Below are 14,170 nucleotides of genomic sequence, written 5' to 3'. Positions count from 1 at the left end.
GACGGGGTAGGCGAGATGAACTATTCTGACCACGTAAGAATGTTCTGTCATGAGCATGGGCATTCAGTGTTTTTAGTGTGGACAGGAAGGCAGACACACGTGGATAAGGAAGTAAACCGCGGTATCGCCAGGAAGCTCGGCGTCGCGGGCGCGCTCCTGCTCGGCAGCTTCGGGCTTGCCGGCTGTGACGTTGCTGCGCCGGAGGCGCTCGCAAACATCCTCGACATGGGCTGGCCGGACCCGGTCACCCCGGAGGGCACCCAGATGTACAACTTCTGGGTGTGGACCTGGCTTGCCGCCTGGATTATCGGCATCATCATGTGGGGCCTGTTCATCATGGCCATCGTCCGTTGGAACGGTAAGGCTCGCGCCAAGAAGGGTGCCGGCGAGTTCCCGCGCCAGCTGCAGTACAACGTCGGCCTCGAGCTGGGCCTGACCATCCTGCCGGTCATCATTGTGATGGTGCTGTTCTTCTTCACCGTCCAGGCGCAGACCAAGACCACCGCCCTGGACAAGGACCCTAAGGTGACCGTGGATGTCACCGGCTACCAGTGGAACTGGAAGTTCGGCTACGCCAACGTTGCCGGCGACCTGACCGAGGACGGCAAGGACTACGACGGTCTGGACTCCGAGCGTCAGGCGCTCGCCGAGGAAACCAAGTACGACCCGGAGGACATGCACAACGCGAACCCGATTCACGGCACCTCCATGGGCGACCAGTCCTACCTCAACTTCAACGAGATTGAGACCATCGGCTCCACCGAAGAGGTGCCGGTGCTGGTGCTGCCGACCGACACCGCGATCGAGTTCCGCCTCGCCTCCGGCGACGTGAACCACGCGTTCTGGGTTCCGGAGTTCCTGTTCAAGCGCGACGTCTACGCGCACCCGGAGAACAACCAGCAGCAGCGCGCGTTCCAGATCGAGCGCATTGAGAAGGAAGGCGCATTCGTCGGCCGTTGCGCCGAGATGTGCGGCACCTACCACTCGATGATGAACTTCGAGGTCCGCGCCGTGAGCCCGGAGAAGTTCGAGCAGTACATCCAGTTCCGCCGCGACAACCCGGACGCACCGAACTCCGAGGCACTGAAGTCTATCGGCGAGGATCCGTACGCAACCTCCACCCGTCCGTTCGTCACCCAGCGCGATGCGACCCGCGACGGCAACAACACTGTCGACCCGAACGCGAACGTTTAAGAAAGAGAGAGCGAAGCCATGGGAACTGGATCAAAGGTTTTCTACGCCATCGGCACCTTCCTTGCTTTGATGGCCGTGTTCTACATCCTCGCTACGACGTGGATCGGCGAGGACGCGTACCTGTTCGGTATCGAGTGGATCGGCTCGGTCGGCCTCGTACTTGCCACCGTCTTCTCCTTCATGCTGGGCGGCTACCTCAGCATCACTGAGCGCCGCATGGACATCGTCCCGGAGGACTGGGAAGAGGCGGAGATCGAAGACGGCGCCGGCGTGCTCGGCTTCTTCTCTCCGAGCTCCATCTGGCCGTTCACGATGGCGATGGCGATCTGCGTGCTCGGCTTGGGCATTGCCTTCTGGCAGCTGTGGCTGCTCGCCCTTGGTGCGGTGTTCCTGATCTGGGCCACTACCATGCTGAGCCTGCAGTACGGTATTCCGCGCGAGAAGCACTAAACGCTGAAACGAAAACTCCCCCCGCCGCGATGGGTCGCGGCGGGGGAATTTTTGCGTTTGACGGTCGAAAATGGTCCGATCATCCGAAAGTTTGTCCCCCATTTTGCGCGGGCGGGCAAGCTGCGGGAGATGTGAGATCAGGCACACCGGGGAACTTTTCGAGGCCGGGAGAGCCGTCCAGAAAATTGTCGGCCAATTCTGCGAGGTAGGGCAGTAGGCGTGCACCCGATGCGATGACCAGCATCGTTCTAGTCGGATATGAGGCAGAAAAGTTCCCGGGAAATTGAAAAAAGTTTTTCCGCAATACGGGCCGTGCGAAAAGGTGCTGGTTGCGCGCGAGTTCACAGGAAAAATGCGGGGGTGAGTGAGATGAATATCAGGACGAAATAGGGGATAATCTCATCCGTGACGACCGCAATGACAAACCAAGATATGGCGACGCCGCAGAATCGCGTCCCAGCGCTGAACCGTCCGAACATGGTCAGCGTGGGCACGATTGCGTTCCTCGCCCAAGAGCTCATGTTCTTTGCCGGTTTGTTCGCGATGTACTTCACGTCGCGCGCAAACGGCCTCGCTAACGGTGACTGGAGCACCCAGACCGATCATCTCAACATCGTGTTCGGCGGAATCATCACCGCTGTGCTGATCGCGTCCTCCTTCACCTCCCAGTTCGGTGTGTTCGCCGCCGAGAGGGGTGACGTGTTCGGCCTGCGCAAGTGGTTCACCGTGACCATTGTGCTGGGCGTCATCTTCCTCGGCCTGGTGGCCTTCGAGTGGACCGAGATGGTCACGGCCGGCGTTACGCCGCAGTCTTCCGTCTTCGGTTCGGTGGTGTACATCATCACCGGCTTCCACATGGCGCACGTGACCGCCGGCATCATCGCGTTCATCGTGGTGCTGCTGCGCGTGGCCAAGTCGAAGTTCACCCCGGCTCAGGCAACCGCCGCAATGGCAGTTTCCTACTACTGGCACTTCGTCGATGCCATCTGGATCGGCGTGTTCATCACCATCTACCTCGTTCAGTAGTCCTCTTCCAGGTGAATGCCTGGGGGAGCGGAAAAGTTCTGAAAAGTCGATAAAGGGAACACAATGGAAAACACACCCAAGAAGAAGCGCCAGGGACGCAAGACGCAGCGCACGCTCGCTGGCGCTGCGGCCTTGACGCTGGGGTTGACCGGCGCGGGGCTTCTCGCGTCCGCACTGACCCCGAACGCACAGGTGGCAACGGCGGCCCGTGATGAGCAAGCGATGATCCAGGAGGGCAAGGACCTCTACGACATCGCCTGCATCACCTGCCACGGCGCAAACCTGCAGGGCGTTCAGGACCGCGGTCCGTCGCTCATCGGTACCGGCGAAGGCGCCGTGTACTTCCAGGTCAACTCCGGCCGTATGCCGATGATGTCCAACGACGCGCAGGCGGAACGCAAGCGCCCGCGCTACACCGAGGAGCAGGCTCTCGCCCTCGCTGCCTACGTCGCAGCGAACGGCGGTGGCCCGGAGCTGGTGTACAACGAGGACGGCTCGCTTGCCATGGAGGAGCTCCGCGGCAAGGACTACGACGGCAAGATCCAGGAAGGCGACGTCGCCCGCGGCGGCGAGCTGTTCCGCCTGAACTGCGCTTCCTGCCACAGCTTCACCGGCCGCGGCGGCGCACTGTCCTCCGGTAAGTACGCGCCCGCACTGGATCCGGCCAACGAGCAGGAGATCTACCAGGCCATGCTCACCGGTCCGCAGAACATGCCGAAGTTCTCCGACCGTCAGCTCTCCGCTGACGAGAAGAAGGACATCATCGCCTTCATCAAGTCCACCAAGGAAACCCCGTCCCCGGGCGGCTACGCCCTCGGTGGCCTCGGCCCGGTTTCTGAAGGTATGGCGATGTGGATCATCGGCGTGACCCTGGTCGCTGCCGCTGCTATGTGGATTGGATCTCGCTCATGAGTGATGTGAAGAAGAATTACACGAAGGAAGAGCTGGACCGCATGAGCAATGCGGAGCTGGCTGCCCTGGGCACCGAGCTCGACGATGTCACGGTGGCGTACCGCAAGGAGCGCTTCCCGGTCGAGGGCGATCCGCGCGAGAAGTCCGCTGCTGCCGGCATCGGCATCTGGCTGACTATCTCGATCATTTCCGCGCTGGCCTTCCTCGGCGTCTACCTGTTCTGGCCGTGGCACCCGAAGTTCCACGGTGATGAGGGTCTGTTTGTCTACACCCTCTACACCCCGCTGCTTGGCCTGACCGCGGCTTTGGCGTTTGTTGGCCTCGGCGTGGCGATCATCCAGTACGTGAAGAAGTTTGTGCCGGAAGAGATCGCAGTGCAGCGCCGCCACGACGGCCGCTCCAGCGAGCTGGACCGCCGCACCACCACCGCGCTGCTGAACGACGCATGGGAGACATCGACCCTCGGCCGTCGTTCGGCACTGAAGGGCCTGCTCGGCACCGCTGGCGTTCTCGCCGGCCTGATGGTCATCGCTCCCCTCGGCGGCGCGATCAAGAACCCGTGGAAGGTCCGCCACGAGCTGGACTACCACGGCGACGGCACCCTGTGGACCCACGGCTGGACCATCCAGGACAAGGGAGTAAAGGTCTACCTCGGCCGCGACACCGGCGCTATCGCCGAGCTGCACGAGGGCGAAACCGGCTCGCACTACACCACCGCGGGTGTGTCCCGCCTGGTGCGCATGCGCCCGGAGGACCTCGCGGCAGCCGCAATGGAAACGGTGTTCCCGCTCTACCCGGAGGACGTCAACGACGGCGACGATTACGATCCGACCCGCGACGTCTACGAGCACCACATGCACTCGATCCACGGTCCGCGTAACCCGGTCATGCTCATCCGCCTGCGTTCCAAAGACGCGCAAAAGGCGGTTGAGCGCGAAGGCCAGGAGGACTTCCACTACGGCGACTACTACGCCTACTCCAAGATCTGCACGCACATCGGTTGCCCGACCTCGCTGTACGAGGCTCAGACCAACCGCATCCTGTGCCCGTGCCACCAGTCGCAGTTCGACGCGCTGCAGTACGGCAAGCCGGTCTTCGGCCCGGCCGCCCGCGCACTGCCGCAGCTGCCTGTGACTGTTGACGAAGACGGTTACCTCATCGCCAACGGGAACTTCATTGAGCCCGTCGGCCCGGCATTCTGGGAGCGTCAGTCCTAATGAGCACTAAACTTGAGCAAGTCGCGGACAACGTTGATTCGCGCTACACAATCTCGGGCGTGCTGCGCCCGCAGCTGAACAAGGTCTTCCCGACCCACTGGTCCTTCATGCTCGGTGAGATGGCGCTGTACAGCTTCATCATCCTGCTGCTGACCGGTATCTACCTGGCACTGTTCTTTGACCCGTCCATCACGAAGGTCATCTACGACGGTGCGTACCTGCCGCTCAACGGCGTCGAAATGTCCCGCGCGTACGCAACCGCGCTCGATATCTCCTTCGACGTCCGCGGCGGCCTGTTTGTCCGCCAGATGCACCACTGGGCCGCGCTGATGTTCATGATGGCGATGTTCGCCCACATGATGCGCGTGTTCTTCACCGGCGCGTTCCGTCGCCCGCGTGAGGCCAACTGGCTCATCGGTGTCACTCTGGTGCTGCTGGGCATGATCGAGGGCTTCATGGGCTACTCCCTGCCGGACGACCTGCTCTCCGGCGTCGGCCTGCGAATCATGTCCGCGATCATCCTGGGCCTGCCGATCATCGGCACCTGGATCCACTGGGCAATCTTCGGCGGCGACTTCCCGTCCGACCTGATGCTGGACCGCTTCTACATCCTCCACGTGCTGATCCTGCCGGGCATCATCCTCGCCCTGGTTGCGGCTCACCTCGCGCTGGTCTGGTTCCAGAAGCACACCCAGTTCCCGGGTCCGGGCCGCACCGAGAACAACGTCGTCGGCGTGCGCATCATGCCGGTGTTCGCAACCGAAGCTATCGGTTACATGATGGTTGTCTTCGCGGTGCTGGCTGGCATGGCTGGTCTCACCTCCATCAACGCGATCTGGAACCTTGGCCCGTACAACCCGTCCCAGGTGTCCGCTGGTTCCCAGCCGGATATCTACATGCTGTGGACGGACGGCGCCGCCCGTGTCATGCCGGCGTGGGAGCTCTACCTGGGCAACTACACCATCCCGGGCGCGTTCTGGGTGGCCCTGCTCTGTGGCCTGATGGTCGTGCTGCTGATCACCTACCCGTTCATCGAGCAGAAGGTCACCGGCGACACCGCCCACCACAACCTGCTGCAGCGTCCGCGCGACGTTCCTGTGCGCACCGGTGTCGGCGTCATGGGCCTGACCTTCTTCCTGCTGCTGACCCTCTCCGGTGGTAACGACCACGTGGCGCACTTCTTCCAAATCTCGCTCAATGCGATGACCTGGGTCGGCCGTATCGGCTTGATCGTGCTGCCGCCGCTGGCCTTCTTCATCACCTACCGCCTGTGCATCGGCCTGCAGCGCTCCGACCGCGAGGTCCTCGAGCACGGTATCGAGACCGGCGTCATCAAGCGCCTGCCCAACGGCGCGTTCGTGGAGATCCACCAGCCGCTGGGCCCGGTGGACGAGCACGGCCACCCGGTGCCGCTGGAGTATGCAGGTGCCCGCGTGCCGAAGCAGATGAACCAGCTCGGTTTCGCGGACTCCGACACCATCGGCAAGTTCTCCCCGGCGGAGCTCGGCGTCACTGAGCGCGTGCGCGACGCTGAGGAGCAGAAGCACCACGAGGCCGTCGAGACGATGCGTGCGCTCGAGGCGACGAAGGATCGCTCCGACCGCGACGCAACTCACGAGAACGCGGAGTAAAAATAGCGCTCTTGCGGTCGCAAGCTGACCCCCTTTCCCGGCTATGGGAGAGGGGGTTTTGCTTTGTTACAAACGCGTAAACAAGGCCATGTGACAAAGACCACAGGAGATTTATGGTTGTGTCTGCGTGCAAACCTTGAGTGAAGTCGCGCGGGCTGAGCGCCACTCAAAAAACGCCAGCGTACGCGTGGAAAACTGTCTTGTTCTGCGTCCCTGAGAGGACGTTAAAGCATGCTGAGAGGCGGTCGTGTCACACAATATTTTTGTTGATAACGGAACTGTAACGGCGTGGCGGGTGGACACCGTTGTTGCCGTTTCGTAACCTGTTCGAGACATTGCGACAACAGCCGTTGGCAGCATGTACCGAAAACAACATATGAGCCGACACCCGAAGCGGCGGTCCGAATCCGCGGACCGTACGCCATGGGGACCGGGGAACCGCAGTGGAGCCAGAAGCTCCCGTGGGGCGCAGGGTCTTTTCTCAACGCCCGGCCCGACAGCTAACCCGGTTGGCGAAGAGAAGATATGGAGAAAACTATCGTGGCAAAGCACCGTCGCCAGGACAACACCGCAGCACGCGCAGCAGCGGCTACCGTAGCCGTCGCAGCGGGCGCCGCTCTGGTCGCGCCGGCCGCCGCCTCCGCAGCAGAGGTCCGTGTTCCCAACACTCCGGTTTCCGTCCAGGTTCCGGGCATCGAGAATGTCCCGGGCATCGCATCCATTCCGGGCATCGACGCTTGGATCCCGTCGCTCGCTGGCGCACCGGCAAACGGCAACGTCCAGAACGCCATTGCCTCTGTGAAGGCAATGCCGGGCGTGGCCAACGTCCCGGGCTTCACCCAGTTCCTCGCTAACGTCGAGCAACAGGTCCGCCCGGCGGCACCGGCTCAGGCACCGGTTCAGCAAACCTACTCCGCACCGGTTGCCGCACCGGCTCCGGAGCCGTCCATTGGCGAGCGCATCGTTTCCATCGCGCAGTCCAAGATCGGCTCCCCGTACGTCTACGGCGCTGCGGGCCCGAACGCCTTCGACTGCTCCGGCTTCACCTCCTGGGTTTACGCGCAGGCTGGCAAGTCCATTCCGCGCACCTCCCAGGCACAGGCGTCTGCCGGCCAGCAGGTCGCGCTGAGCGACATCCAGCCGGGCGACATCGTCGCCTACTACGGCGGCGCTTCCCACGTTGCCATCTACGCTGGCAACGGCCAGATCATCGACGCGTTGAACTCCGGTATCCCGGTCGGCTACCGCGATCTGCACATGATGCCGATCCACTCCGTGGTCCGCTTCTAAGAGTAGAAACTGTGCCCCGTCCCGCATCGCGCGGGCGGGGCATTTTTTCTCTCTTACCTCAGTATTCACTCAAGTCACACGTTGAGCATTTTGCTTGGCGACGGCCACGGGAGCAGCTATAGTTTGTTCGTTCGTGCAGAAATCTGAAGAGGTGTCCACCGTGGGTAAGCACTCCCTCCGCCCCAACCGCTCCCGCGCCGCCGTCGCGGCCACTGTCGCCGGCAGCGTCATCGCCACAACGGTGTTTCCCGCGGCCCCCGCACATGCGGACGACGTGGACGCGTTGATCGAGGAGATGGAGTCCGTCTCCCACGACGCCACGGCGAAGGCGGAGGAGATCAAGGAGCTGGAGGACGAGATTACCGAGTCCGAGGCGAAGCTGCGTTCGGCGAACGCCCGCGCCGCCGAGGCGAAGTCCCAGCTCGAGTCCCTGCGCGGAGTGTCGGACGCGCAGCGCAAGAACGTCGGCGACATTGCGCATTCGCGCTACCGCATCCCCAAGTCCGACGCGATTTTGACCACCCTGGATTCCGGCAACCCGCAGGAGGCGATCGACCGGTCTGCGTACCTGGCCGCATTGGGCCGGAACTCGCAGCGCGCGCTGACGGAGCTGGAGGACGCCAACCGCGCCGCCGGCGAGCGCGCGAGCGTGGCCAGCATCGCGGTGGCAGAAGCGCAGCACGCCCGCAACGAGCTGGACGGCAAGCGCAAGAAGCTGGAAGAGGAGCGCGAGGAGTTGGATCTGCGCGTCGCCGACATTGAGCGCCGCGTGGACAGCCTGAACGAGGCGGACCGCCAGCGGTGGATGAACAAGGACAACCCGGTGGATTCCGCGTCCCTGCCGGGTGTGGACTCCGGTATCGTCGCCGCGGCCATGGCGCAGCTGGGCAAGCCGTACGGCTGGGGCGCTGCCGGCCCGGACGCGTTCGACTGCTCCGGCCTGATGGTGTGGGCCTACGCCCAGAACGGCATCGGCATCCCGCGCACCTCGCAGGCGCAGCTTGCCGGCGGCACCCCGGTGTCGCTGGACGCCCTGCAGCCTGGCGACATCATCGGCTACTACCCGGGCGTGACCCACGTGGGCATGTACATCGGCGACGGCATGGTGGTCCACTCCTCGGACTACGGCATCCCGATCCAGGTGGTGCCGCTGAACTCCATGCCGATCCAGGGTGCAGTTCGCTATTAAGACGCTGCTGGTCACCAACGACTTCCCGCCCACAGTGGGCGGGATTCAGTCGTATTTGCGGGACTTCGCCGGCGAACTCGCGAACCGCCTCGGCCCCGACAAACTCGTGGTGTTCGCCTCCACCCAAGACGCCGACGCGGCCAGCGAGTGGGACGCGTCCGCGCCGTACACCGTGGTGCGCTGGCCGCGCCGCGTCATGCTGCCCACCCCGGCCACAAGCCGCGAGATGCAGCGTCTCATCCGAGACCGCGGCATCGGCACGGTGTGGTTCGGCGCCGCCGCACCGCTGGCGCTGATGGGCGCTGCCGCGAAGCGCGCCGGCGCCGCCTACGTCATCGCCACCACCCACGGCCACGAGGTCGGCTGGGGCATGCTGCCCGTCGCCCGCCAGGTCTTAACCGCCATCGGCCGCAGCGCCGACACCGTCACCTACATCTCGGAATACACGCGACAGCGCCTGACCGCGCTGGGCACCCGCCCCCGGTTCGTGGCGCTGCCGTCCGGCGTGGACACCGAGTTCTTCCGCCCCGCAACCGCCTCCCAGCGGGCCACCGCCCGCAAATTCCTCGGCGTCGGCGACGCGCCGCTGGTGGTCTGCTCCTCGCGGCTGGTGGCCAGGAAGGGGCAAGATGTGCTGATTCGGGGGTGGCCGGAGGTTCGTCGACAAGCAAAAGGCGCCCGGCTGGTCATCGTGGGCTCCGGGCCGTACGAGCGGAAGCTGAAGGCGATGGCGGGCGAGGGCGTCGTGTTCACGGGCGCGGTGCCGGGGGAGCGGCTGCGCGACATCGTGGCGGCCGCGGACGTGTTCGCCATGCCCGCACGCACCCGTCTCGGCGGGCTCGACGTCGAGGGCCTCGGCATCGTCTACCTGGAGGCGCAGGCGTGCGGCGTGCCCGTCGTCGCGGGCGACTCCGGCGGCGCGCCCGAGACGGTCACCGCGGAGACGGGGGTGGTGGTGGACGGCCGGGACACGGATGCCGTCGCCAAGGCGATTGCGCAGCTGCTTCTCGACGACCAAAGGCGCACCCAGATGGGTCGCGCCGGACGCGCGCATGTGACCGAGCACTTCTCCTGGGACGTGCTCGGGGCGCGGTTGGCTGCGCTATGCAGCGCTCGCGGGCGGCGGGACTAGACTGCCATTCCATGGTTGCTCACTCACCGATGACCGTCGGATTCGACATCGGCGGCACGAACGCACGCGCAGCAGTGGTGGACGCTGACGGGGTGATCGTCGATTCGCTCGGCACCGACACACCGCACGACGCGGAGGGGCTCACCCGCACGATCGTGGAGATGGTCGGCGAGCTGCGCGCATCCCACGACATCGGGGCGGTCGGCGTGGCCGTGGCGGGCTTTTTGGACCCTGACTGCGAGATCGTGCGCTTCGCGCCGCACCTGGCCTGGCGCGACGATCAGCCCGTGCGCCGCGACCTCGAGCAGGCGCTGGGCCTGCCGGTACGCCTGGAGCACGACGCGAACTCCGCCGCCTGGGGCGAGTACCGCTACGGTGCCGGCCGCGACCTGGACACGTGGGTGTTCTTCGCCGTCGGCACCGGCATCGGCGCGACGCTGATGCACCACGGCGAGATCTACCGCGGCGCGTTCGGCACCGCGCCCGAGTTCGGCCACATCACCGTGGTCCCCGGCGGGCGCGTGTGCTCCTGCGGCAAGCAGGGGTGCTTAGAGCGCTACGCCTCCGGCACGTCGCTTGTGGACTGCGCCATTGAAATCGCCACCAAGGGCAGCTTTCGCGATTCGTCGGTGTACCGGGCGGTCGTCGAGAAGCGGGCGAGCGGACACGACATCATGGCCGCAGCCCGCGCTGGTGACCCGCTGGGGCAGGCCGCCCTGGACAGCTTCTCCACCTGGCTCGGCCGCGGTCTTGCGATCGTCGCCGACGTGCTGGACCCCGCACACATCGTCCTCGGCGGCGGCGTGAGCGAGGACGCGGACCTGTACCTGGACGACGCCCGCGCGTCCATGGCCGCCAACATCGTCGGAACCGGATACCGCCCGCAGCCGGAGATCCTGTGCGCTGAGCTGGGGTCCCGGGCGGGTATGATCGGGGTCGCTGATCTGGCCCGTGAACTGCTGTAGAAGGCGAGTAAACGATGAACAACAAGTGGTATTCCCTGTTCAAGGTTATTCTCGGGCCACCTCTACTTGTGTGGAACCGCCCCACCATCGAGGGCGCGGAGAACATCCCCGACGAAGGCGCCGCGATTTTGGTGTCCAACCACCAGGCCGTGCTGGACTCGTTCTACCTGCCGCTTCTGGTCAAGCGCCAGATCACCTTCCCTGCGAAGAAGGAGTACTTCACCTCGCCGGGGCTGTCCGGGCGCATCCAGAAGTTCTTCTTCTCCTCGGTGGGCCAAATCCCCGTGGACCGCGCTTCCAAGGACGCCGGCGACGCGCTGCAGAACGCGGCGGAAAGTGTACTGGGCAAGGGCGACCTGTTCGGCATCTACCCGGAGGGCACCCGGTCCCCGGACGGGCGCGTGTACAAAGGCCGCACCGGCATAGCGCGCGTGGCCATGGCCACTGGCGCACCCATCGTGCTTATCGGCATGATCGGCTCTGGGAAAGCCAACCCGATCGGCACCACAATCCCGCGCCCGGTGAAGGTGCGCATCAAGGTTTCCGAGCAGATCCACCCGCACGCCTGGGCCGCCGAGCACGGCTTCGACCCCGCATCGCGCGAGGTCATGCGCCCGTTCACGGACTACTGCATGCGCCGCCTCGCGGACATGGTGGGGGAGGACTACGTGGATGTCTACGCCTCGGACGTGAAGAAGTCGCTGGCGGAGACGGGGGAGTACCCGGAGGAGGCACGCCCGTGAACAAACCGCTGATTATCCGTTTTGCGCTGGTCGCCGTTGTGGTGGCGATCTACCTGGTTGCCTCCGAGGCAGGCTGGTACCCCAAGCTGGCCGGGCCGCTCGCCGTGTTGGCGGTGGCTGCGGTGATGTTCTGGCCCCGCCGCGGCGGCGGTCCGAAGGGGCCGTCGAGACGCGAGCTTCTCGACGACATCCGGTCGGAGCAGCGCAAGTAGATGCGGTATTTCTACGACACTGAATTTATCGAGGACGGCTCCACCATCGAGCTCGTCTCCATCGGCATCGTCGCCGAAGACGGACGCGAATATTACGCCGTGAGCACGGAGTTTAATGCTTCCAACGCGAATGAATGGGTGCGCGAGAACGTGCTGAACAAGCTGCCGCGCGCTTCGCATCCGGCGTGGAAGCCGCTGCAGCAGATCCGCGACGAGGCCCACGAATTTCTCACCGCCGGCCGCGGCAAGCCGGAGCTGTGGGCCTGGGTCGGTGCCTACGATCACGTCGTGTTCGCCCAGCTCTGGGGCGACATGGCCGGCTTGCCAAAGGACCTTCCGCGCTACACGCGCGAGCTGAAGCAGTACTGGCAGATGGCGGGGCGCCCGCGCCTGCCCAAGGTGCCGGATGGCAACCACGACGCGCTCGTGGATGCGCGCCACAACCTGCGTAAATTCCGCGTTTGCATGGAGGCATTGCCTATCGACGCCTCCGGCGCAGTGTCCAAATAGTGAGACAGTTTCTTCACCGTTTGGGAAAGTGCAGGTGAAATAGGTTGTAGTGCGGTGGGATTCGTGCTACTACTGATTGGGTGAGTTGGACAATCGACATCCCCAAAGACGTACTGCCGGACCTGCCCCCGCTGCCGGGCGACCTGAACGAGCAGTTCCAGGACGCAATCTCCCGCGACGCGAAGCAGCAACCCTCCTGGGACCCCACCCAGGCGCAGTACGTGCGCAAGATCCTCGAGTCCGTGCCGCCGGTCGTGCTCGCCCCCGAGGTGGAGGAGCTGAAGGCCCAGCTGGCGGACGTCGCCAACGGCAAGGCGTTCATGCTGCAGGGCGGCGACTGCGCCGAGACCTTCGAGTCCAACACCGAGCCCCACATCCGCGCCAACGTCCGCACCCTGCTGCAGATGGCCGCGGTGCTGACCTACGGCGCGTCCATGCCCGTCGTGAAGCTGGCGCGCATCGCCGGCCAGTACGCGAAGCCGCGTTCCTCTGACCTGGACGCGAACGGCCTGCCTAACTACCGCGGCGACATCGTCAACGGCGTTGAGCCCACCGAGGAAGCCCGCCGCCACGACCCGGCCCGCATGGTCCGCGCCTACGCGAACTCGTCCGCAGCGATGAACCTGGTCCGCGCCCTGACCGCGTCCGGCACCGCCGACCTGCACAACATCAACGACTGGAACCGCGAGTTCGTGACCAACTCCCCGGCGGGTGCGCGCTACGAAGCTTTGGGACGCGAGATCTCCCGCTCCCTGGCCTTCATGGACGCCTGCGGCGTGCGCGACGACAACCTGCGCACCTCCAACGTCTACGCCTCCCACGAGGCGCTGCTTGTGGACTACGAGCGCGCCATGTTGCGCCTAGCCACCGACTCCAAGGGCGATACCAGACTCTACGACCTGTCCGCCCACCAACTCTGGATCGGCGAGCGCACCCGCGGCATCGACGACTTCCACGTCAACTTCGCCGCCCTGATCTCCAACCCGATCGGCATCAAGCTCGGCCCGACCACCACCCCGGAGGAGGCCGTCGCGTACGCCGACAAGCTGGATCCGGACCGCATCCCTGGCCGCCTGACCATGGTCATCCGCATGGGCCAGGACAAGGTCCGCGAGGTCCTGCCGGGCATCGTGAAGGCCGTCGAGGCGTCCGGCCACAAGGTGGTATGGCAGTCCGACCCGATGCACGGCAACACCTTCACTTCCTCAAACGGATACAAAACCCGCCACTTCGACAAAATCCTCGACGAGGTCCAAGGCTTCTTCGAGGTCCACCGCGAGCTGGGCACCCACCCGGGCGGCATCCACATCGAGCTCACCGGCGAAAACGTCACCGAGTGCCTCGGCGGCGCCCAGGACATCACCGACGTCGACCTGCCCGGCCGCTACGAGTCCGCCTGCGACCCCCGCCTCAACACCGAGCAGGCCCTCGAGCTGTCCTTCCTCGTCGCCGAGATGCTGCGCTACTAGTCTTCAGTCGGCCCGCTTGTGTGCTCTGCTGGTCTTCGGGGCCTTCGGGGCCTTCGGGGCCGGCGGGTTTTGTACGAATCGACAACGCTCCGGCATTTCCCCAGGTGGGGGAATGGAGACCCGGGGCGTTTTGTCGATTCGTACAAAATTGCGCTGCTTGCGGACTCCGCATTGCGGACACCTCGGCCAGTACCAACGGTTGGTCGGTGCCCACTATGCAGCTGCATAGC

The 14,170-nt window shown here is 64.8% G+C and carries 14 protein-coding genes; all 14 read left to right on the top strand.

Features of this window, described 5'->3' with window-relative positions; genetic code table 11:
- The first annotated feature begins 99 nt into the window (after positions 1–99).
- The 14 genes from ctaC (at position 100) to ACX1NL_RS08125 (ending at position 13,940) form a co-directional block, all read left to right on the top strand.
- Positions 100–1,194, top strand: a complete 1,095-nt coding sequence (ctaC, locus tag ACX1NL_RS08190; RefSeq protein WP_181888761.1) for an aa3-type cytochrome oxidase subunit II — start codon at positions 100–102, stop codon at positions 1,192–1,194.
- 18 nt (positions 1,195–1,212) lie between these two features.
- Positions 1,213–1,644: an aa3-type cytochrome oxidase subunit IV gene (gene ctaF, locus ACX1NL_RS08185; protein WP_239306640.1), complete on the top strand. Its 432-nt coding sequence runs from the start codon at positions 1,213–1,215 to the stop codon at positions 1,642–1,644.
- A gap of 405 nt (positions 1,645–2,049) precedes the next feature.
- Positions 2,050–2,670 (top strand): aa3-type cytochrome oxidase subunit III, encoded by a 621-nt coding sequence (gene ctaE / locus ACX1NL_RS08180; protein WP_181888759.1) that lies wholly within the window; start codon positions 2,050–2,052, stop codon positions 2,668–2,670.
- A gap of 63 nt (positions 2,671–2,733) precedes the next feature.
- The gene (gene qcrC, locus ACX1NL_RS08175; RefSeq protein WP_181888758.1) at positions 2,734–3,582 is read left to right on the top strand and encodes a cytochrome bc1 complex diheme cytochrome c subunit; all 849 of its coding nucleotides are present in this window, start codon (positions 2,734–2,736) and stop codon (positions 3,580–3,582) included.
- Positions 3,579–4,799, top strand: a complete 1,221-nt coding sequence (qcrA, locus tag ACX1NL_RS08170; RefSeq protein WP_181888757.1) for a cytochrome bc1 complex Rieske iron-sulfur subunit — start codon at positions 3,579–3,581, stop codon at positions 4,797–4,799. Before qcrC ends, qcrA begins: the two co-directional genes overlap by 4 nt.
- Positions 4,799–6,430: a cytochrome bc1 complex cytochrome b subunit gene (qcrB, locus tag ACX1NL_RS08165; protein ID WP_239356970.1), complete on the top strand. Its 1,632-nt coding sequence runs from the start codon at positions 4,799–4,801 to the stop codon at positions 6,428–6,430. Before qcrA ends, qcrB begins: the two co-directional genes overlap by 1 nt.
- A 540-nt stretch (positions 6,431–6,970) precedes the next feature.
- A complete protein-coding gene (locus ACX1NL_RS08160) occupies positions 6,971–7,720 on the top strand; it encodes a C40 family peptidase (RefSeq protein WP_458898928.1) in 750 nt (249 codons plus the stop codon).
- A 160-nt stretch (positions 7,721–7,880) separates the two neighbouring features.
- On the top strand, positions 7,881–8,909 hold the full coding sequence (locus tag ACX1NL_RS08155) for a C40 family peptidase (RefSeq protein ID WP_458898927.1): 1,029 nt from the start codon (positions 7,881–7,883) through the stop codon (positions 8,907–8,909).
- Positions 8,893–10,041, top strand: a complete 1,149-nt coding sequence (locus ACX1NL_RS08150) for a glycosyltransferase family 4 protein (protein WP_458897843.1) — start codon at positions 8,893–8,895, stop codon at positions 10,039–10,041. The genes ACX1NL_RS08155 and ACX1NL_RS08150 overlap by 17 nt, the downstream gene beginning before the upstream one ends.
- 11 nt (positions 10,042–10,052) lie before the next feature.
- The gene (locus ACX1NL_RS08145; protein ID WP_458897842.1) at positions 10,053–11,006 is read left to right on the top strand and encodes an ROK family protein; all 954 of its coding nucleotides are present in this window, start codon (positions 10,053–10,055) and stop codon (positions 11,004–11,006) included.
- 14 nt (positions 11,007–11,020) lie between these two features.
- Positions 11,021–11,749, top strand: coding sequence for a lysophospholipid acyltransferase family protein (locus ACX1NL_RS08140; protein ID WP_301614346.1), 729 nt, complete (start codon positions 11,021–11,023; stop codon positions 11,747–11,749).
- Positions 11,746–11,961, top strand: coding sequence for a hypothetical protein (locus ACX1NL_RS08135; RefSeq protein WP_034998511.1), 216 nt, complete (start codon positions 11,746–11,748; stop codon positions 11,959–11,961). Before ACX1NL_RS08140 ends, ACX1NL_RS08135 begins: the two co-directional genes overlap by 4 nt.
- Entirely contained in the window at positions 11,962–12,471 is a 510-nt protein-coding gene (locus ACX1NL_RS08130; RefSeq protein WP_181888750.1) for a polyadenylate-specific 3'-exoribonuclease AS, read from the top strand.
- An 80-nt stretch (positions 12,472–12,551) separates the two neighbouring features.
- The gene (locus tag ACX1NL_RS08125) at positions 12,552–13,940 is read left to right on the top strand and encodes a class II 3-deoxy-7-phosphoheptulonate synthase (RefSeq protein WP_392398896.1); all 1,389 of its coding nucleotides are present in this window, start codon (positions 12,552–12,554) and stop codon (positions 13,938–13,940) included.
- Positions 13,941–14,170 lie beyond the last annotated feature (230 nt).

The organism is Corynebacterium sp. CQ3829_602738 (assembly GCF_054478435.1).
The sequence above is the reverse complement of the archived record's forward strand: the minus strand, read 5'-3'. Positions and strand labels throughout refer to the sequence as shown.